The organism is Streptomyces sodiiphilus, assembly GCF_039529215.1.
In the GTDB taxonomy this organism is placed as follows: domain Bacteria; phylum Actinomycetota; class Actinomycetes; order Streptomycetales; family Streptomycetaceae; genus Streptomyces; species Streptomyces sodiiphilus.
Genome location: NZ_BAAAMJ010000015.1, coordinates 56,683 through 75,904, shown reverse-complemented (window position 1 = coordinate 75,904; position 19,222 = coordinate 56,683). Strand labels below are relative to the sequence as shown.

Annotated in this window: 17 protein-coding genes; 15 read left to right on the top strand and 2 right to left on the bottom strand. The window is 73.1% G+C overall.

The window, feature by feature from the left end:
* Nucleotides 1-13: 13 nt before the first annotated feature.
* The 7 genes from ABD299_RS08845 (at nt 14) to ABD299_RS08815 (ending at nt 10,500) form a co-directional block, all read left to right on the top strand.
* Nucleotides 14-1,633: a nitroreductase family protein gene (locus tag ABD299_RS08845; RefSeq protein ID WP_344260143.1), complete on the top strand. Its 1,620-nt coding sequence runs from the start codon at nt 14-16 to the stop codon at nt 1,631-1,633.
* Nucleotides 1,634-1,700: 67 nt separating this feature from the next.
* Nucleotides 1,701-4,538: a lantibiotic dehydratase gene (locus ABD299_RS08840; protein ID WP_344260437.1), complete on the top strand. Its 2,838-nt coding sequence runs from the start codon at nt 1,701-1,703 to the stop codon at nt 4,536-4,538.
* The gene (locus ABD299_RS08835) at nt 4,535-5,578 is read left to right on the top strand and encodes a lantibiotic dehydratase C-terminal domain-containing protein (RefSeq protein WP_344260141.1); all 1,044 of its coding nucleotides are present in this window, start codon (nt 4,535-4,537) and stop codon (nt 5,576-5,578) included. Before ABD299_RS08840 ends, ABD299_RS08835 begins: the two co-directional genes overlap by 4 nt.
* Before the next feature lie 14 nt (nt 5,579-5,592).
* Nucleotides 5,593-6,699, top strand: coding sequence for a site-2 protease family protein (locus ABD299_RS08830; protein WP_344260139.1), 1,107 nt, complete (start codon nt 5,593-5,595; stop codon nt 6,697-6,699).
* An 81-nt stretch (nt 6,700-6,780) separates the two neighbouring features.
* Nucleotides 6,781-7,707 (top strand): ABC transporter ATP-binding protein, encoded by a 927-nt coding sequence (locus ABD299_RS08825; RefSeq protein ID WP_344260137.1) that lies wholly within the window; start codon nt 6,781-6,783, stop codon nt 7,705-7,707.
* Nucleotides 7,708-7,774: 67 nt separating this feature from the next.
* A complete protein-coding gene (locus ABD299_RS08820) occupies nt 7,775-8,530 on the top strand; it encodes an ABC transporter permease (RefSeq protein WP_344260135.1) in 756 nt (251 codons plus the stop codon).
* Nucleotides 8,527-10,500 (top strand): TOMM precursor leader peptide-binding protein, encoded by a 1,974-nt coding sequence (locus ABD299_RS08815; protein WP_425581287.1) that lies wholly within the window; start codon nt 8,527-8,529, stop codon nt 10,498-10,500. Before ABD299_RS08820 ends, ABD299_RS08815 begins: the two co-directional genes overlap by 4 nt.
* A 164-nt stretch (nt 10,501-10,664) precedes the next feature.
* Here ABD299_RS08815 and ABD299_RS08810 read toward each other — a convergent pair whose 3' ends face one another.
* Entirely contained in the window at nt 10,665-10,868 is a 204-nt protein-coding gene (locus ABD299_RS08810) for a thiazolylpeptide-type bacteriocin (RefSeq protein WP_344260133.1), read from the bottom strand.
* 296 nt (nt 10,869-11,164) lie between these two features.
* On the opposite strand from ABD299_RS08810, the gene ABD299_RS08805 reads away from it, so the two are divergent.
* Nucleotides 11,165-11,434, top strand: a complete 270-nt coding sequence (locus ABD299_RS08805; RefSeq protein WP_344260131.1) for a hypothetical protein — start codon at nt 11,165-11,167, stop codon at nt 11,432-11,434.
* Between the two features lie 11 nt (nt 11,435-11,445).
* Here ABD299_RS08805 and ABD299_RS08800 read toward each other — a convergent pair whose 3' ends face one another.
* The gene (locus tag ABD299_RS08800; RefSeq protein WP_344260129.1) at nt 11,446-12,429 is read right to left on the bottom strand and encodes a helix-turn-helix transcriptional regulator; all 984 of its coding nucleotides are present in this window, start codon (nt 12,427-12,429) and stop codon (nt 11,446-11,448) included.
* A 425-nt stretch (nt 12,430-12,854) separates the two neighbouring features.
* On the opposite strand from ABD299_RS08800, the gene ABD299_RS08795 reads away from it, so the two are divergent.
* The 7 genes from ABD299_RS08795 (at nt 12,855) to ABD299_RS08765 (ending at nt 19,191) form a co-directional block, all read left to right on the top strand.
* On the top strand, nt 12,855-13,121 hold the full coding sequence (locus tag ABD299_RS08795) for a hypothetical protein (RefSeq protein ID WP_344260127.1): 267 nt from the start codon (nt 12,855-12,857) through the stop codon (nt 13,119-13,121).
* Nucleotides 13,122-13,164: 43 nt separating this feature from the next.
* On the top strand, nt 13,165-13,341 hold the full coding sequence (locus ABD299_RS08790) for a hypothetical protein (protein ID WP_344260125.1): 177 nt from the start codon (nt 13,165-13,167) through the stop codon (nt 13,339-13,341).
* A 104-nt stretch (nt 13,342-13,445) separates the two neighbouring features.
* Complete coding sequence (locus ABD299_RS08785) at nt 13,446-13,628, top strand: hypothetical protein (RefSeq protein WP_344260123.1); 183 nt, start codon at nt 13,446-13,448, stop codon at nt 13,626-13,628.
* 209 nt (nt 13,629-13,837) lie between these two features.
* A complete protein-coding gene (locus ABD299_RS08780; protein WP_344260121.1) occupies nt 13,838-15,769 on the top strand; it encodes an alpha/beta fold hydrolase in 1,932 nt (643 codons plus the stop codon).
* Nucleotides 15,766-16,407 (top strand): hypothetical protein, encoded by a 642-nt coding sequence (locus ABD299_RS08775; protein ID WP_344260119.1) that lies wholly within the window; start codon nt 15,766-15,768, stop codon nt 16,405-16,407. The genes ABD299_RS08780 and ABD299_RS08775 overlap by 4 nt, the downstream gene beginning before the upstream one ends.
* A gap of 88 nt (nt 16,408-16,495) precedes the next feature.
* On the top strand, nt 16,496-17,287 hold the full coding sequence (locus tag ABD299_RS08770) for a class I SAM-dependent methyltransferase (RefSeq protein WP_344260117.1): 792 nt from the start codon (nt 16,496-16,498) through the stop codon (nt 17,285-17,287).
* Nucleotides 17,284-19,191 (top strand): ABC transporter ATP-binding protein, encoded by a 1,908-nt coding sequence (locus tag ABD299_RS08765; protein ID WP_344260115.1) that lies wholly within the window; start codon nt 17,284-17,286, stop codon nt 19,189-19,191. The genes ABD299_RS08770 and ABD299_RS08765 overlap by 4 nt, the downstream gene beginning before the upstream one ends.
* Nucleotides 19,192-19,222: the final 31 nt, after the last annotated feature.

Below are 19,222 nucleotides of genomic sequence, written 5' to 3'. Positions count from 1 at the left end.
CAAGGAGCAGACCATGGGATACGCCCATGACTACGCGACGGAGATCCTGCGGCGCGGCCGGGTCCACATGGAGCCGGTGGGGTTCGTCCCCGACTACGACGACCCGCCGCGGCGGGCCAAGTTCTACCCCGGCGCCGACGTGCTGCCGCTGCCGCCGGACGGCGGCTACCCGGCCGGGGCGACCGTCGGCCGCTCGCTGCCGCCGGACGCCGACCCGCCGCGCGACAGCGCGTTCGACCTGGCGGTGCTGTCCGGGATGCTGCGCGACTCCTACGGGCTGACCGGGCGGCGCCTGGGCGTGCAGGCCAACACCGACCTGGGCGCGCTGCCGCACTACCCCATCGCCAACTGGTCGCGCGGCACCTCCTCCGGCGGAGGCCTGTACCCCGTCGCGATCCACTGGATCTCCGGCGCGGCCGGGCCGGTGCCGCCCGGCATCCACCACTACTACCCGCCCCGGCACGCCCTGCAGCGGCTGCTGACCGGGGACGTCACGGGGGAGGTGCGCGCCGCCCTCGGCCCGGACGCCCCCGGCCCGGACACCGACCAGTATCTGGTGCTGAGCGTCAAGTACTGGCAGAACGCCTTCAAGTACAACAGCTTCTCGTTCCACGCGGTGAGCATGGACATCGGGGCGCTGGTGCAGACCTGGCGGATGTGGGGCCGGGCGCGCGGCCTGGAGGTCGAGCCCGCCCTGTGGTTCGACGAGGACCGGCTGGCCCGGCTGCTGGGCGTTGAGCAGAGCGAGGAGGGGATCTTCGCCGTCGTCGGCCTGCGCTGGGCAGGCACCGGGGCCGGGACGCCGCCCGGGGACGGCGCCGGGCCGGACGCCGGCCCGGTGTCCGCCACCGTGCGGCTGCGGGACAGCGAACAGTCCCGCCGCACACGGGAGTTCGAGCACAACACGACGATGCAGCAGGTCACCTCGGGGCGCGCCGCCGACCGGCCCGCGGCGCGGGACCTGGAGCCGGCCGCCGCGCCGCCGGTCACCGGGCGCGGCCCGCTCACCGAGCTGCCCGCCCCGGCGCCACTGGACACCGACGTGCTCACCGCGCTGCGCCGGCGACGCAGCAGCTTCGGCCGGTTCGAGGCGCAGCGGCCGCTCGGCGCCGAGCACCTGGCCGCGGCGCTGAGCGCCGCCCGCGGCGGCTACGCGCTGGGCGGCGACGCGCTGCCGCCCGGCGCGCCCCGGCTGGTGCAGCTGTACGCGTTCGTCAATCACGTGGAGGGCCTGGAGCCCGGCGCGTACGTGCACGACCCGGACGCCGGCGGGCTGCGGCAGGTCACCCGGGGGCCGCTGGGCGGCTTCCTGCAGGAGAACTACTTCCTGTCCAACTACAACCTGGAGCAGGCCGGCGCCGTGCTGGTGCCCACCGTCCGCACCCACGCCGTCCTGGACGCCGTCGGGCCCCGCGGATACCGGCTGGTCAACGCCATGATCGGGGGCATCGCCAACGCCACCTACAGCGCCGCCGCGGTGCTCGGCATCGGCTGCGGGGTCGCCCTCGGTTTCGACAACGTCTCCTACGTCGAGCACCTGGGCCTGGAGGAGACCGGGGAGTACCCGCTGCTGATCATGATGCTCGGGCACGAGCGCGCGAACCCCGCCGACTTCCGCTACGAGATCGCCTGAACCCCCCACCCCGTAACGGAAGGAGAACTCCGTGGACGACCCCTCCCGGTCGATCGGCCCGCGCTTCATGCTGCGGATCGCCGGCCTGCCCGCGGACACCGTGGCCGCCCTGCGCTGTCCGGAGAGCCGCCGCTGGGCGGACCGCACACTCGCCGAGACCTCCCGGCTCCGCGAGGACGGCGCCCGGCTCGGCGACCGCCTGCACGCCGTGGTCTCCGGCATCGAGGACCCGGCCGCCCGGCGGCGGCTGCTGAAGCTGCGGCGCGACGTGTTCAACGCCCGGCTGCCCCGCGACCCCGCCACCGAACTCGCCCTGGTCGCGGAGGCCGACGCCCGGCTCGGCCGGGATCTGGCCGCGTGGCTGGAGGACCGCGCCCGGCTGGCCGAGGACCTGGCGGCCGGAGCGGACCTGCTCGGCGCCGAACTCACCGCCTCCCGCGCCGCGCTGCGCCGCATCGCCGCCGAGGAGCGGCTGCGCGACGGCCTGCTGCTGGCCTCCCCCTCGCTGGACGCCCAGCTCGACGCCTACCTGCGCACCCCGCCGGAGCGGGCGGACAAGCGCAACCGCAAGGTGGAGCGCTCACTGCTGGCCTACCTGTACCGGACGGCCTGCAAGACCAGCCCGTTCAGCACCTTCACCGGTGTCGCGCTCGGCGAGTTCACCGACGACGCGGGGATGGCCGGGACCGAGGGCCGCGGGCGGGCGGCGCGGGAGCTGCGGGTCGCCGACGAGTGGACCAGCCACCCCCGGCTGAACGTGCTGGCGCTGGAGCGGATCGCCGAGGCCGTGCTCGCCGACCCGGCCCGCCGCGCCGACCTGCCGGTGGCGCCCGCCTCCGGCTGGATCCGGGACGAGAACCGGGTGCGCTACGTGCGGCGCTGGATCACCGCGGGCGACGACGACGCGGCCGTCACCTTCGACTCCGTGAAGGACCGGCTGTTCTTCCTGCGCCGCAGCGGAGCACTGGAACGCATGCTCACGCTCTTCGAGGAGCGCGGCGAGCCGCGCTACGGCGAACTGGCCGGCTGGCTGGCCGCCGACCAGGGCGCCACCGAGGAGGAGGCCGGGCAGTACCTGGCCACCCTGCTCGACCTGGGCATGCTGCAGGTGCCCTCGCTGCACGCCCAGGTCCACGACGTGGACCCGCTGGGGAAGTTCCAGCGGTCGCTGCGGGCCCTGGGCCGCCCCTGGGCGGACCGCACCGCCGACGCCCTGGAGACCCCGGCGGCCTGCCTGCGCGGCTTCCCGGAGGCGGGCCCGGCACGGCGCCGGGAACTGCTGGAGGAACTGCGCGCGTCGCTGCACGCGGTGCAGCGGGAACTGGGCGCCGAACGCACCCGGGTGCCGCAGACCGTGCTGTACGAGGACGTCACCGCCCCGCCGGTGCGCACCGGGCGGGACGGCTGGGAGGGGCCGGTCTTCGAGCCGCTGCGCGCGGTGGAGGAGACGCTGCCCGCCTTCGACCTGACGCTCACTCAGCGCATCATGCTCAAGGGCTTCTTCCTCGCCCGCTACGGCAAGGGCGGCCGGTGCACCGACCTGCAGAAACTGGTGCACGACTTCCACGAGGACTTCTTCGACCAGTACATGTCGTTCACCGCGGGCAAGCAGCGGTTCGACGAGCGGGGCCGGTACGTGCCCGAGGAGAACTGGCTGAACCTGCCCCAGATCAGCGCCCTGGACTCCGCGCGGCGGACCTTCGCGGCCGGCATGCGCGCGATCTGGGAGGTCGGCGGCGCCGGTGCCGGGGCCACCGCCGGGGACCCGGGCGAGGTCGTGCTGCCCGCGGAGCTGCTGGAGGCGGTCGCCGGTGAACTGGCACCGGTGCGGCCCGCCCTGGCGCTGTACTCGCACCACATCCAGGTCGCCGAACAGGGCGACGGCGATGACCCGCTGGTGGTGCTCAACCGGTCCTTCGGCGGCCTGTCGTTCCCGTTCAGCCGCTTCACCCACTGCCTGGACAGCGACGGCGACGGCAGCGGCGAGCCGTTCTCCGAGCGGCTGCGCGACCGGGCCCGGCAGCTCGAACCGGAGGGCGCGGTCTTCGCCGAGGTGACCGGCGGACAGGTGACCAGCAACCTCAACCTGCACGCGAGGCTCACCGACCACGAGATCGTCTGCCCCGGCGAGACCAGCCCCGTCCCGGCCCACCAGCAACTGCACCTGGACGACCTGTTCATCGAGCACGACCCGGTCGCCGACCGGCTGGTGCTGCGGTCGGCCCGGCTGGGCCGCGAGGTCGTCCCCGTCTACCTGGGGTATCTGGTGCCACTGGCGCTGCCGGAGATCCCGCGCACCCTGCTGCTGCTCTCGCCCAGCGCCATGGCCTCGCTGGACGTGTGGGGCGGCGTGCCGGAGAGCGAGGCGGACGCGGGCGTCACCCGCCGTCCCCGGGTGCGCGCGGGCCGGGTGGTGCTGGCCCGCCGCAGCTGGAGCGCCCCCGCCTCGGCGCTGCCGCTGCGCGGCCCCGAGGACAGCGACGCCGACTGGTTCCGGGGCTGGCACCGCTGGCGGATCGCCCAGGAGCTGCCGGACCGGGTCTTCGCCACCGTCTCCCAGGGCGGCGCGCGGGGCGCGACCGCCGCCAAGCCGCAGTACGTCGACTTCGACAGCGCGCTGTCGCTGGCCGCCTTCGAGGCACTGCTGCGCACCGACAAGGCCCGTGTGGTGCTCCAGGAGATGCTCCCGGCCGACGACCAGCTGCACGCCGGTTCCGGGCGCGGCGCGCACGTCGCCGAGCTGTCGGTGGAGACGGTCACGGCGCCCGCGCCGCCGGCGCCCTCCGCACGCTCCGGGCAGGCCCCCGAGCCCGCCCTCGCCGGAGCCGGCCTCCCGGCCGCGGCCGGCCACGCCCCCGAGACCGCCGAAGCCGCCGAAGCCGCCGAAAGTAAGGACAGAACATGACCCGACCGGGCAACTGGCAGGCGACGCACATCTACTACGCCGCCAACCCCCAGCCCCTGCTGCTGAACTGCGTCCGGCCGCTGATCGCCGGACTGGAGGCCGACGGGCTGCTGGCGAACTGGTTCTTCATCAACTACTGGCTGGAGGGCCCGCACGTCCGGCTGCGCCTGCGGCCGGCCTCCGCCGAGGCGGACGAGGAGGTGCGGCGCCGCGCCGATGAGGCGATCGACGCGTTCCTCGCCGAACGGCCCGCGCTGTACCAGGTGGACTCCGGCTTCCTCAACGAGTTCTACAACCAGCTGTTCGACATCGAGTTCTCGGCCCACGAGCGCGGCCGGTACACCGACGACGAAGGCCGGATGAACCTGCGGCCGAACAACTCCCGGGCACGCATGGACTACGAGCCGGAGTACGGCAAGTACGGCGGCCCGGCGGGCATCGAGCTGGCCGAGTGGCACTTCCGGCACTCCTCGGAGCTGGTGCTGGACGCGTTCGCCACCAAGAACCTGCACCTGCGCACCGTGCTGCTGGGCACCTCCGCGCAGCTGATGATGGTGATGTCCGCCTGCTTCATCCCCGGCGACCCCGAGGTCGGCGACTACCTGGACAGCTACTACCAGTTCTGGCACCAGGCTTTCCCCGGGACGGACTTCATCGGCTCCACCGAGTACGACCGCCGGTTCGCCGAGGTCTCGCCCGGGCTCGGCCGCTGGTACACCCGCATCCGGCAGGCGGTCTCCGGGGAGGGCGGCGAGCGGCTGCCGGCGTTCCTGGCGGGCTGGGCCGAGCACTGCACCGAGCTGCGCGAGCGGGCGCACGCGCTGGCCGCCGCCGGTGACCTGACGTTCCGGTCCTGGGACGGCGAGCGGGACGAGCACGTCACCGACCCGGTCGAGGCGCTGGTCCGGCTGCTGTCCCCCTATATGCACATGACCAACAACCGGCTGCACGTGACCATTCAGGACGAGGCCTATCTCAGCCATGTGCTGAGCCGGACGCTGCGGGAGACCCTGGCCGTTCCGGCGGGCGGACGCGGGTGACCGGTGTGGACTCCATGGCGACCTACCAGCCGCGGCTGCGGCCCGGGGTGCTGATCAGCGGGCCGCTGCTGCACGGGCCGCGCACCGTGCACCTGGTGAAGAACCCCGACAGCGGCGACTCCTTCGAGGTCGGCCCGCGCGAGGGCTTCCTCATGGGGCGGATGGACGGCAGCCGGACGCTCGCCGAGATCGGCGCCGAGTACGCGGGCGCCTACCGCAAGCGGCTGGGTGACGGGCACTGGCGGCAGCTGCTCGGGCTGCTGGGCACCCGTGGACTGCTGGACGGCGCCCCCGCCGCGCCCGCCCCCGCCGAGGGGGCGGCGGCGCGGCGGGCCGCGGGCGGCGGCGGGCCGCGGCTGCTGTCCGGCAGCTACTCGCTGGTGTCCGACCCGGACGCCACCGCCGCGCGGCTGTACCGGGTCTTCGGTTTCCTGCTCCGTCCGGTGTGGATGGTGCCGCTGCTGCTGCTCGTGGCGGGCATGGAGACGGTGATGCTGCTGCGGGCGGACGAGCTGCTGGCCGCCACCGGCGCCATGTTCACCCACCCGGTGCTGCTGATGGGCGCGGCGACCCTGCTGTGGCTGTCCACCGCGCTGCACGAGCTGGCGCACGGGGTGGCCGCCCGGCACTACGGGGGCACCGTGGGCGAGATCGGTCTGCGCTGGCGGATGCCGGTGATCATGATGTACTGCACGGTGGAGAACTACCCCTACCTCTCCACGCGTTGGGCGCGCATCGTGACCGCGCTGGCCGGCGCGGTGATGAACCTGCTGTTCCTGCTGCCGTTCTTCGCCCTCTGGCAGTGGGCCCCGGTGGACGCGGCCACCGCGGACGCCCTGGGCGGTCTGCTGGTGCTGGGCACCGTGCAGGCCCTGGCCATGCTGCTGCCCCTGCCACCGCTGGACGGCTACAAGATCGTCAGCCAGGCCGCGGGCGCCACCGGCCTGGCCGGGGCCACCCGCACCTTCTGGACACTGGCCGCCCGCCGCGACCCGGCGCTGTCCGCCTACCCGCGCCGGGCCCGCGTCCTGTACACCGCCTACGGGCTGGGCGCGGCGCTGACCGTGTGCGCCCTGCTCACCGCGCTCGTCCTGCTCGCCCGCACCGCCCTCACCGCTTGATCCCCGCCCCCCGCCTTCACCCTGCCTCAGCCCTCGCCCCCGCCTCAGCCGAAGCCACCCGAAGCACACCGAGGAGACACCGTGCCGAACCCGCCCGCCCCGTCCGGGAACACCACCGCACCCGCCATCGAACTCACCGGCGTGCACAAGACGTACGACGACATCCGCGCCGTGGACAACGTGTCGCTCACCGTGCCGCGCGGCGAGTTCTTCGGGCTCATCGGCCCCAACGGGGCCGGCAAGACCACCCTCGTGGAGATCATGGAGGGACTGCGGCAGGCGGACTCCGGCTCGGTGAGCGTCCTGGGCGAGAGTCCCTGGCCGCGCAACCTCGGCCTGCTGCCGCGGATCGGGCTGCAGACCCAGTCCTCGGCGTTCTTCTTCCGGCTCACCGCGGAGGAGCACCTGCGCACCGTCGCCGCGCTCTACGGCGTCGGGCGTGACGCGGTGGCCCGGGCGCTGGACATCGTGGGCCTGACGGAGAAGGCGGGCGAGCGGGTGGAGAACCTGTCCGGCGGGCAGCGCCAGCGGCTGGCCATCGCCTCCGCGCTGTCCCACGACCCGGAGCTGATCTTCCTGGACGAGCCCACCGCCGCCCTCGACCCGCAGGCCCGCCGCGACCTGTGGAAGGTGCTGCGGGACCTCAAGGGCGCGGGCCGCACCATCGTCTACACCACGCACCACCTGGACGAGGCCCAGGCCCTGTGCGACCGGGTGGCGATCATCGTCGGCGGCCGGATCACCGCGCTGGACACCCCCAACCGCCTGATGGCGGCGAGCAGTTCCACCACCCGGCTGGTGGTGCCGGCCGAGCGGCTCACCCTGGAGCAGGCCAAGGAACTGCCCGGCGTCATCGAGGCGACGCACGAGGGCGACGTCGTGGTGCTGGAGACCGCCGAATCCGGGCCGCTGCTGGCCGCCGTCGAGAAGGTCGCCGGCCTCCAGGGCGTGCAGACCCGCACCGCCAGCCTGGAGGACGTCTACCTCCAGCTCACGAAGACCACCTGAACCGGCCGCCGACCCGCGCCCGTTCTCCCCTCCCGCCGTTCTCCCGCACCGCCGACGGAGCCACACCATGAGTGCCTATACCGCGCTGACCGAGGCCGCCTTCCGGGCCTACACCCGCGACAAGACGACCATGTTCTTCACCTTCGCCTTCCCGATGATCTTCCTGGTCGTCTTCGGGGCGCTGTTCAGCGGCCAGGAAGTGCCGCAGAGCGGCAAGCCGTACATCAACTACATCGCCCCCGGCGTGCTGTCCTGGGGCATCGCCAACGCCGCCGTCTTCGGCGTCGCCTTCATGCTGATGCAGTGGCGGCGCGACGACATCCTGCGGCTGATCCGCATGACGCCGGCCCCGCTGACCGCGGTGCTCGGCTCCCGCTACGGCATGGCCGTGGTCATCGGCATCCTCCAGGGGACGCTGTTCGTCTCCGTCGCCACGCTGCCGTTCTTCGGACTGCAGGTCTCCGGCAGCTGGCCGCTCGCGATTCCCGTGGTGATCTGCGGCGTGACGGCCTTCATGGCGATCGGCGCCATCATCGGCTCCTACTCGCGCACCCCGGAGGCCGTCGCCGGTTTCGCCAACTTCCTCATGGTGCCCATGGCGTTCCTGTCCGGCTCGTTCTTCCCGCTGGACGCCATGCCCTCCTGGATGCAGACGCTGGCCTGGGCCTTCCCGCTGCGCTACATCAACGACGGCGTGTCCACCGCGGTCACCGGCTCCGGCGACCTGGGCACGGTGGCCATCTCCTGCGGCGCGCTCACCCTGTTCACCATGGTGCTCGCCGTCGTGGTGGCCAAGACCTTCCGCTGGAGCAACCAGACGTGACGGCCACCGTGACCACCCCCGGCACCTCCGCGCCCGCCGCCGAGCCCTTCGAGGCCGCCCGCGCGCGCCTCCAACGGGCGCTGGAGCGCCCCGATCCGGCCCACGACGGCGGGCCGGCGCTGCCCGGCATCGAGGTGGTGCCGCTCGGCGCCGTCAACCTGCTGCGCCCCGGCGCCGACCCGCACGCCGCCCGGCGCCCGGCGGCCACCGTGCACCTGACCTCCCGCGCGGTGCTCATCGGGCCCTGGGGAGCCGGCACCGCCGAGGCGGGCGCGGCCCGCGCCGACGGCACCGGCCCGCAGCGGGCCTGCGGCCAGTGCCTGGCCATGCGCTGGCAGCGGCTGCGCACCCGCTCCGAGCGCGAGGCGCTGGAGGGCGGCGGCTCCCCGGCCGGGGCCGCGGCCTGGCCGGTCCTCACCGACCACGCCCTGGACGCCGTCCGCGCCGCCTGCCACGCGGTCCTCACCCGCCCCGCGGAACCCGGCGCGCTGCCCCGGGTCACCCGGGTCGACCTGGTGACGCTCGCCGTGGCGACCTTCCCGCTGCTGCCCGACCCGCTGTGCCCGCACTGCGTCGGCGCCCGGCCGGAAACGGCCGAGGACGGCCTGCTGCGGATCGGCCCGTCACCGGTGACACCCGGCGGCGGGCAGCGGGTGCGCACCCTGGACTCCTACGACCTGGACGCCGGCGCGCTGGTCAACCCGGTCTGCGGAACGCTCGGCTCACGGACCCTGCTCAACCCTGCCTCCACCACCACCGCCCCGGTCTCCGGCAGCCACTTCGTGCGCGGCTACGCCGGGCTGAACGACGTCACCTGGAGCGGCCAGGCCAACCGGCACGAGACCAGCCGGAAACTGGCCTGCCTGGAAGGGCTGGAGCGCTACGCCGGCACCCACCGGCGGCGCGGCACCACGCCGGTGCTCGCCTCCTACCGGGATCTCGCCGCGCGCGAGGGCGCCGCCGCCGTGCTGCACCCGGGGGACTGCGGCTTCTACAGCGAACGCACCTACCGCGAGGACCCGATGGTCCGCCCCTTCGACCCGGCCGCGGAGATCCCGTGGCTGTGGGGCCACTCGCTGCGCGACGACCGGCCCGTCCTGGTGCCCGCCCGGCTGGTGCACTACAGCGCGGGCACGCACGAGGACAGCTTCGTCTTCGAGTGCTCCAACGGCTGCGCCTCCGGCGGCAGCGCCACCGAGGCCGTGCTCTACGGGCTGCTCGAACTCATCGAGCGCGACGCCTTCCTGCTCGCCTGGTACGGGACGCCCGAGCCGGAGGGCATCGACCTGGACTCCTGCCGCAGCGGCTCGATCCGCACCATGGTCGATCGCGCCGCGCTGCTCGGCTACGACGTCCGTGCCTTCGACAACCGCCGGGATCTGCCGGTGCCCGTGGTCGTCACCGTGGCGACCCGGCGGGACGGCGGCCCCGGCGCGCTCGCCCTGGCCGCGGCGGCCGGCTTCGGCCCGGAGGCGACGGTGGAGTCCGCGCTCTCCGAGGTGCTCACCTACATCCCCCACCTGCCCTACCAGGTCGCCGACCGGATGGACGAACTGACGGCCATGGCGGCGGACTTCAACCGGGTGCGGCAGCTGAAGGACCACGCCCAGCTGTACGGGCTGCCGGAGATGACCCGGCACCTGCGGGGCTTCCTGGACCCCTTGCCGGCCCGGCCGCCGCACGAGATCTACGCCGGCTGGGAGAAGACCCGGCCGCGCACCGGGGACCTGCTGGACGACCTCCACCTGGTGCGCGACGCGCTGGCCGGCGCGGGGTTCGACGTGATCGCGGTCGACCAGACCACGCCCGAACAGCGCCGCATCGGCCTGCACACGGTGGCCACCATCGTCCCCGGTCTGCTGCCGCTGGACTTCGGCTGGCAGCGCCAGCGGGCCCCGCACATGCCGCGGCTGCTCGGCACCCTGCCCCCGGGGACGGAGCCCTACCCGGTCCCGCACCCCTTCCCCTGACGGGGGCGGGGGTGCGCGAGGGAGGAACGGGGGCGGGAGCACAGGGTGTTCCCGCCCCGCGGCACCCGCCGGTGACGGGAGCCGGGAACGCGCCACCGCCCCCGTGCGGACGAGCTGGTCGGGCTCGTGCGCACGGGGGCGGTGGGTATCCGCCTGCGACCAGGTCAGTTCATGGCCAGCTCGGCGCTGCCGCCGCCGCTGCACGAGGTGGTGCTGGTGGTGCTGGAGCAGGTGGAGGTCGAGGAGGTGGAGGTCGAACCGGCCAGCACGACCTCGGCCTCGTCCGAGTAGTCGGAGATCTCGAAGGTCTCCGACTCCAGCTCCAGGATCTCGTCGGCGAGGGTGGCCAGCTCGGACTTCTTGGACATGGGGGTCTCCTTGGGTCGGCGGAGCCGGAGGCGGTCTGCCATCGGCCCGATGCCTTCATTGGACCGTCCGGCACTGGCAGATCGGCGCGGCAGCCGCTGTCATACTGCTGTCACCTCCTGTCAGCGGGCCACCCGGTTGCTGCGCCGGGTGACCGGCATGCTCGGAGGGCGAGGAGCGGATCAGAGAACAGCTCCACCGAGGGGCCGGCCGTGGCCGGCCCCGGCACCACCGCTCCGCCTCGTCGTGACCCGTGTCCCCCGCCGTCCCCGGACGGGCCGAAGGAGTGGGAGTCAGCGTGAGCCATGAGTACACGGACGTCGTCGCGGTCCGCGAGGACGCCTCGGCGCCGGGCGGTGAGACGACGGTGATCAGGCTGCTGGGCCTGCTCCCGGCGCACCTGTCCTGCTCCCGCTCGGAGGTCCGGCCGGACCGCGTGCTGCTGCGGGTGGGCCGTCCGGCCGGCTGCGGGGACGCCGCGGCCCGCGCGGCGTTCCGCGCGGCGATGGCCGACAACGCCCTGGTCGGCTGGGCCGTCCAGGAAGGAGGCCCCGGACGCCTCCGCTAGGTTCTGTTCCGCTAGATCCAGCCCCGCTCGCGGGCCAGCAGCGCGGCCTGCGCCCGGCTGGCCGCGCCCAGTCGCTGCATCACATCGGCGATGTAGCGGCGGTAGGTGCGCACCGAGACCCCCAGGCCGCGGGCTCCGGTCTCGTCCTTGCCGACGGTGCACATCAAGGTGAGCACCCGCCGCTGGATCTCCGAGAGCGCGGACTCCTCCGACGGCTCCGGCTTCTGCAGGACGACGGAGACGTTGGCGGTCTCCGCCCAGATCTTCTCGAACAGTGCCACCAGGTTGGTCACCAGGCCGCTGCCGTGCGCCACCAGGGAGCCCCGGGAGGTGTCCCACGGGTCCAGGGGCACCAGGGCGGCCTGCCGGTCGTAGACCAGGACGTGTTCGGTGACCTTGTCGGCCACCCTCACCAGGGCGCCGTGGGAGACGAGTTCGCCGAGGTAGTCGGCGGTGCGCCGGCAGTCCAGGGCTGAGCTGGAGACGACCTTGCGGAGCTTGACGCCGCGGCGCAGCGAACGCACCCACAGCGGACGGCAGTGGTCGATGTGCTCGGCCGGGAACCCGGCGGATGGCTGGACGGAGAGGATTTCCTTGCGGGCGAAGAAGGCAAGTTCCTCCCGGCGGCTGCGCGTCCTGGCACCGTCCTCGAGCTGTTCGACCCCCCGCGTGGTGAACACCTCTGTGCTGGTCTCTGCGCGTAGATTGTCAAGAATGTGGCGGCTCTGCGTGATGCTCTGTACCTCCTGGTAGACCTCGCGCAGCCGCAGTTCGGTCAGCCGGGCCAGCGCGGTCTCCGGGGGCGTGGGAAGCAGTCGGTCCGGTTCCTCGCCCGGCTGCAGCAGCCCCAGCTCCTGGAGCCGGTCCAGGCAGTGGGCGACTCTCTCGCGGGGGAGGCCGAGCGTCAGATGAAGGCTGTCCGCCGCCGTGTCGGGATTGCGCAGGAAATGGCGGTAGACGATCTCCTCCTCGGCCGACACTCCGAAGGCTGCCATCTCATGTGCGTGCACAACGGACCCTCCTGGTGTGGTCGAACGGCGCTGATCAAAGAGTAATTGCAGTAAGCGCTTTGATGTCGCGTCAGTTCTGGCGAGTGGGCGCCGCGGCTCGGCGGTTCCGGCCGCCGTTCGCGGGCCCGGGCGGGACCGCCCGCGGTGCCGGGTGGCGCCCGGATGCCCGGTCGGCACGTGCCGCTGTCATGTTCTCGCCATCCCCGTCGTGCCGGGGCTCCGCTCCCGGACGCCGGGGCCGCGGCACGGCGTTCGGGCGTGTGCCGGACGTCAGCCGGGGAAGGGAGGCGTGCACGATGCTGCATCCGGTGTGCAGCCATATGCCACTGACGGATCTTCAGCGGAACCGCCCTCGATGGCAATGTTTTCCGCACCGGAGGCGAGACCGCGAAATTCACGAGGAGGACCCGATGGTCAAGCGCCACCCCCGTACCACGGACAGGGCTCCGAGGGCGATCACCCGCAGGCTCTCGGCAGTGCTGCTCCTGGGGGCAGTTGCCACGGTTGTCTCGATGCCCACGAGTGCGGCGGCGGCCGTTCCCCGTGAGCTGCCGAATGAAGTGGTCTCCGGTCCCGACGGCAGAGGCGGACCGGTTCCGGGCCTCCACGGCAGGCTTCACGCCTGCCTGGAGGCGAACGGCTGGCAGGCCTGCACTCTGGCCAATGGCTGGCAGTGACCGGAATACATCCGGGAAGAAAACAAAAAGAGGAGGAAATCCCGTGCTCGAAGAGAAGATGAACCAGATGGCCGAGCTCGGCAGCCTGGAGGAGAACTCCCCGGGCGTCATCGTCGAGGAGGCCTCGCCGGTGCTGGCCACCCCCGCGACCGCGCTGGCCTTCACCGCCGGTGCCGGCGTGGTGACCGGCGCCTACGCGCTCGGCCGCGCCATCGGCTGACGCGCCGGCTTCCGGCCGCGGGAGGCTGAGCCCTCCCTCCGACGGGCTGTGTCTCCGGGCACGCCTGTCGCCTCACATTCGAACAAGTGAACGAGGAGATATCAGTGAACGAGGTCGTCGCTCACATCAACGAGTCCCCCGTGCTGGCGGACGTCGAGATCCGTGACACCAAGGGCACCGTCATCCCGGGTTCCTCCCCGGTGCTGGCCACCCCCGCCGCCTTCCTGGGCGGCGTGGCCATCGCCTCCGCGACCGTCGCGGCCTTCGAGGCCGGCCGCAACGGCTGACGCGGGCACGCACCACGCGGACAGTGCCCCCTCCCGGCCGGCCCACCTGGCCGGGAGAGGGCCACCCCGTCCGCGGGCCGTGGCCCGGTCGGCCGCCCACCGGCCCGCCGGGCCCCACCGCGTCCGGTATCCACCCCGTTCACCTGTTCGTTTCCTCTTCTCCGTTCCCCGTACCGCCCTGTCCCGAACCAGGAGCCATGGAGGCTGCTGTGCCCTCACTACCCCGAAAGCTGAAATCCGCCCTGCTCGGGCCGCTGCCCGTGTCCCGGGACCGCGCCCTGGGCATGTCGGAGCGACTGTCGGCCGTGACCTCGCTGACGGCCGGCCTCGAATACCTCTCCCGCCGCCGGGACTGGACGGAGGGCGGTCTCAACGACTGGCGCATCGGCCGTGACGTGCACGCCAGGTCCCACCCCCTCACCCGCAGGTTCCTGGACGCCATCAGTGACGAGCGCACCACGACCGCCCTGCACCTGGCCCGGGTCGCGGCGAGCGCCGGCCTGCTCATGCCCGGCAACAGCCGGTGGCGCGGCGCCGCCAACGTCTTTCTCGGCCTGAGCAACGCCGCCCTCTACCCGCGCCACCGCTACGGCACCGACGGCTCCGACCAGGTCGCCACGCTGGTCCAGACGGCCACCGGCCTGGCCCGGCTCGCCCCCTCCCCACAGGTCCAGGACACCCTGATGTGGTACGTCGCCATGCAGTCCAACCTGTCCTATCTGATCTCCGGCTGGGTCAAGCTGCTCGGCAAGCCCTGGCAGGACGGCTCCGCCCTCAGCGGCGTGATGCGCACCCGCACCTACGGCCACGAGGGCTTCTGGAAGCTGACCCGGCGGTACCCCGTCCCCGCCCGCTACCTCGCCCACGGCGTGCTCGCGCTGGAGTGCCTGTTCCCCCTCGCCTACGCCCGCGGTGGCGCGCTGGCCCGGCCCGTCATCGGCTCCGCCGTGGCCTTCCACACCGCCAACGGCTTCCTCATGGGACTGGGCCGCTTCGTCAGCTCCTTCGTCTCCATGCACCCGATGGTCGCCTACACCAGCACCCCCAGAACCCACCCGCTGGTCGCCGGCCGCGACGACCGGGCGGTGAAGGCGGCCCTGATCGCCGGCGCCGGCGCGGTCGCCGCCGCCGGGGCCCTGGCCGGCGTCCGGCGGATGCGCGCCGCCGACCGCTGGCCCGGCAGCCAGTGGGTCACCACCCGGCACGGCAACCGGCTCAGCTACGACATCCGGCTCACCCGCCACCGCGACACCCCGGTCATCGTCTTCGTCACCGGCCTGACCGCCACCCCCGAGCACTTCGGCTGGATCACCGACAAGCTGATCGAGGAGAGCTCCTGCGACATCCTCACCTACAGCCGCGCCGGCTACGGGCCCAGCGGCTACCGGGGCGAGCGGCCCTTCACCCTCCAGGAAGCGGTCGACGACCTGGTGGACCTGATCGCGGCCGCCGTGCCCGAGGGCCGCCGGGTCGTGCTGGCCGGCCACTCCCTGGGCGGCGAGCTCTCCCGCCGTGCCGCCGCGGCCCTGGGGGACCGGCTCGGCGGCATCGTCTACCTCGACAGCTCCCACCCGGCCGAACTCCAGCGCTCGCAGCAGCAGAGCGAGACCGCCCAGAAGCTCCAGGCCGGACTGAACATGTTCGTCGGCAGCCTGCGGGCCGGGCTCGGCGCGCTGCTCACCCGCCCCGAATGGGTGGAGAACCTGCCTGCCAACTACCGCGACCGGGCCTTCGCCCAGTACGCCGACCCCCGGATGTGGAAGGCCGGCATCCGCGAATGGAAGGCCACCGAACGCGAGTTCCGCGCCTTCGAGGGCGACCTTCCGCCCGTCGACGCGCACGCGCTGGTCATCTCCGCCCAGCGGACCGTGGACCGCGACCCCGAACAGCTCCTGATGCACAAGGAGCTGGCCGACTCCCACCGCGGACCCGGCCGCATCGTGCACACCGCGGTCATCGAGGGCGCCGACCACGACACGATCCTCACCAAGGCCCGGCTGGCCACCGAAGTGGGCCGCCGGATCCTCGACTTCCACCAGCAGATCACCCGGACCCACGACACCGGCCGGTCCGGCGGCCCCCGGACCGCCGCGGGCGTCCCGGCGCAGCCGCCCGCCGCCCGCCAGGAGGAGGCCCGATGAACCCCAAGTCCCTGCTGCGCTCGACCTTCACCGGGCCCGGCGGGCTCAGCCGGCTGGCCGTCGCCCTCATGCTGGTCGGCACCGCGGCCTCCCAGCACCCCAACCCCGGCTTCTCCCGGGTGATGCGGATCGACCTGTTCTCGGCGATGTTCCCCAACTGGCGGTTCTTCGCCCCCGAACCCGCCCAGCACGACTACCACTTCTTCTACCGCACGCTCGACGAGGCCGGGCGGACGTCCTCCTGGAAGCTGGTCGACGTCATCGCCGGACGCAGGACGCACCACATCGCCTGGTTCCCCGGCCGGCGCCCGGAGAAGGCCGTCTTCGACATCTGCAGCGAGCTGATCACCGCCCTCGACAAGGGCTTCGACGAGCTCGTCAAGCTGCCCGCCTACCGGCTGCTGCAGAACTTCCTGCGCCACGAGATCCAGCGGTCGGGAGCGGACGGCGTCAAGGGCTTCCAGTTCACCCTCACCCGGGCGACCGGATACGACGACACGCACGACCCCGAGATCATCTTCGTCTCGCCCTACACGCCGCTGAAGGACCCCCTCGGGAAGCACCCGGCGGCGGACGGCCGCACCGCGGCGGAAGGAGGCCGGGCCCCGGCCCGCGAACCGGTGAAGGAGAAGACATGAGTTCCGACGCCGCGACCATCTTCGTCATCGCCATCCTCATCGCCGCGTTCCTCGCGGTCGACAAGAAGAAGTGAAGGGGGAAAGCCGGATGACCACCGAGGCACACGACACCCGGGAGATCCAGGACATCGGCTACGGCCGGGAGTTCGAGGGCTTCTACGACCGGATCTTCCCCAAGGACGACTACGCGGACCTCGCCGCCGCGAAGATCGCCGAACGGCACCCCGGAGGCGGCCTGCGCAGCCTGGAGTTCGGCGTGGGAACCGGGCGCATCGCCATCCCGCTGGCAGCCCGGACCGGCGCGGTCGTCGGCGTGGACTCCTCCACCGAGATGCTGGAGCAGCTGCGCGCGGAGATCAAGGAGAAGGACGCCGACGTCGTGCCCGTGCACGGCGACATCCGCACCTACACCGACGACGAGAAGTACGGCCTGGTGTACTGCGTGTGCGCCACGCTCTCCATCATCCTCGACGCCGGCGAGCAGCGCGAGGTGATCCGGAGGGCCGCCGACCGGCTGGCCCCCGGCGGCACCCTGGTCATCGAGACCCCCAACCGGGGCGGCGTGCGGGCCATCCACGAGGGCCGCCGGCGCACCAGCTACTTCGTGCCCTACGCCGAGCCCAACACCGGCCTGCTGACCTGCTCCACACTCACCCCGGACGACAGGATCTGGCAGGCCTCGCACATCTGGTTCGAGGGCGGCACCTCCCGGGTGGGCACCGAACTCAGCCGGCTCGTCACCCCCGAGGAGATCGACGAGTACGCCGCCGAGGCCGGCCTGGAGCCCGTGGACCGGCAGGCGGACTGGCTCGGCAACCCGTACACGGACACCTCCCTGATGTTCATCTCCGCCTACCGGCACGCGGGGGAGCGCCGATGACGGCCCCGACCGCGAACCCCCCGGGCGCCGCCACGGCCGGCACACCCCCCGACGCCCCGCGCCCGGACAGCGGGCACACCGTCTGGCAGATCGCCGCCCGGCACCGGAAGCTGCTGGTCACCGGCGTCCTGCTGGGCGTGCTCGGTGCCGCCGCCGCCCTCGGACAGCCCCTGGCCATCGGCGAGATGATCCGCGCCGCCGGTCTGGGCGAGTCCCTGGCCGGACCTATCACCGTGATGATCCTGCTGTTCTGCGCGGACGCGGCGTTCTCGGCCGTGCACGCCTACCTGATCGGGCGCAGCGGCGAGAACATCGTCTTCGACGTCCGCCGCTCGCTCACCGGGCGGCTGCTGCGCGCCGACCTCGCGGCGTTCGGCCGCCACCAGCAGGGCGACATCTTCACCCGCATGGTCACCGACACCTCGCTGGCCAGGGTGGCCCTCGCGCAGAGCCTGTCCCAGCTCGTCATCAGCGGTTTCATGGTGGCCGGCGGGATCGCGCTGATGCTGTGGATCGACGTGTGGCTGCTGCTGCTCACCCTGCTGTGCCTCGGCCTGGCCAGCGGCATGTCGGTGTGGCTGGCCCGCAGGCTGCGCATCGTGGCCGTGCAGAACCGCGAGGACACCGGCGCGTTCGGCTCCGACCTGCAGCGCGCGCTCTCGGCGCTGCCCACGGTCAAGGCCTCCCGCGCCGAGGAGCGCGAGCAGCGGCGGATCTCCGGTCTGGCCTGGCAGGCCCGCCGCTCAGGTGTGAAGGTCAGCGCCCTGAACGCCATGCTCTCCCCGGCGATGAACGTGGGGCTCCAGGTCTCCCTGGCCGTCGTGATCGGCGTCGGCATGACCCGGGTCACCACCGGGTCCCTGCCGCTGGCCGACCTGACGGCCTTCGTGATGTACCTGTTCTACCTGGTGTCGCCGCTGGTGATGTTCTTCCTGTCCATCGGCCAGTTCCAGCAGGGCCGGGCCGCCATCCAGCGGGTCGACGAACTCGCCGGACTGCCGCAGGAGGAGGACGAGCCGGCGGGACCGCCGGCCGCTCCGGCGGGCGGCACCCCGGCCGCCGCCGCGGCGGACACGGCCGGCCCGGCCGGTGAGGAGCCGCCGGCGGTGGAGTTCCGCGACGTGCGGTTCGCCTACGGGGCCGGCGACGACGAACGCGACAGGGAGATCCTGGCCGGGGTCTCCTTCCGGGTCCCCGCCCGCGGGCTGACCGCGATCGTCGGCCCTTCCGGCGCCGGGAAGACGACGCTCTTCCAGCTGGTCGAACGGTTCCACCGGCCCACCGGCGGCAGCATCCTGCTGTCCGGCGCGGACATCGCGACCCTCCCGCTGGACACCCTGCGCGGCACCGTCGGATACGTCCAGCAGGACAGCGCGGCGATGCGCGGCACCATCCGGGAGAACCTCGTCTACGCCAACCCCTCCGCCACCGAGGAGGAGATCCGCGAGGCGGTGGAGACGGCAGGGCTCGCCGACGTCGTCGACCGGCTCCCCCAGGGTCTGGAGACACCGCTGGGCGAGCAGGGCAGCGGGCTGTCCGGCGGGCAGCGGCAGCGCCTGTGCATCGCCCGCACCCTGCTCCAGAAGCCGGCGGTGATGCTGCTGGACGAGGCCACCTCGCACCTGGACTCCGACGCCGAACTGGCCTTCCGGCGGGCCCTGCGGCGGATCTCCGGGCGCTGCGCGGTGGTGGCGATCGCCCACCGCATCTCCACGGTGGTGGACGCCGACCGGATCGTGGTGCTGGAGGACGGTCAGGTCCGCGACATCGGGGCGCACGGTCCGCTGATGGAACGCAGCGAGCTGTACCGGCGGCTGGCCGGCTCCCAGCTGAACGCCGGAGTCCGCGCGGACGCCGGGCCGGACGGCGTCGGGACCGGGGCCGGGCAGCGGGCCCTGGTCTGAGCACGGGGCCACGACATCGCACGAGCAGCAC

Coding starts and splice junctions, on each gene's coding strand:
- ABD299_RS08845 (WP_344260143.1), top strand. CDS start 14: ATGGGATACGCCCATGACTACGCGACGGAGATCCTGCGGCGCGGCCGG.
- ABD299_RS08775 (WP_344260119.1), top strand. CDS start 15,766: ATGAACCCCAAGTCCCTGCTGCGCTCGACCTTCACCGGGCCCGGCGGG.
- ABD299_RS08795 (WP_344260127.1), top strand. CDS start 12,855: ATGGTCAAGCGCCACCCCCGTACCACGGACAGGGCTCCGAGGGCGATC.
- ABD299_RS08840 (WP_344260437.1), top strand. CDS start 1,701: ATGCTGCGGATCGCCGGCCTGCCCGCGGACACCGTGGCCGCCCTGCGC.
- ABD299_RS08765 (WP_344260115.1), top strand. CDS start 17,284: ATGACGGCCCCGACCGCGAACCCCCCGGGCGCCGCCACGGCCGGCACA.
- ABD299_RS08810 (WP_344260133.1), bottom strand. CDS start 10,868: ATGTCCAAGAAGTCCGAGCTGGCCACCCTCGCCGACGAGATCCTGGAG.
- ABD299_RS08770 (WP_344260117.1), top strand. CDS start 16,496: ATGACCACCGAGGCACACGACACCCGGGAGATCCAGGACATCGGCTAC.
- ABD299_RS08800 (WP_344260129.1), bottom strand. CDS start 12,429: ATGGCAGCCTTCGGAGTGTCGGCCGAGGAGGAGATCGTCTACCGCCAT.
- ABD299_RS08820 (WP_344260135.1), top strand. CDS start 7,775: ATGAGTGCCTATACCGCGCTGACCGAGGCCGCCTTCCGGGCCTACACC.
- ABD299_RS08830 (WP_344260139.1), top strand. CDS start 5,593: ATGGCGACCTACCAGCCGCGGCTGCGGCCCGGGGTGCTGATCAGCGGG.
- ABD299_RS08835 (WP_344260141.1), top strand. CDS start 4,535: ATGACCCGACCGGGCAACTGGCAGGCGACGCACATCTACTACGCCGCC.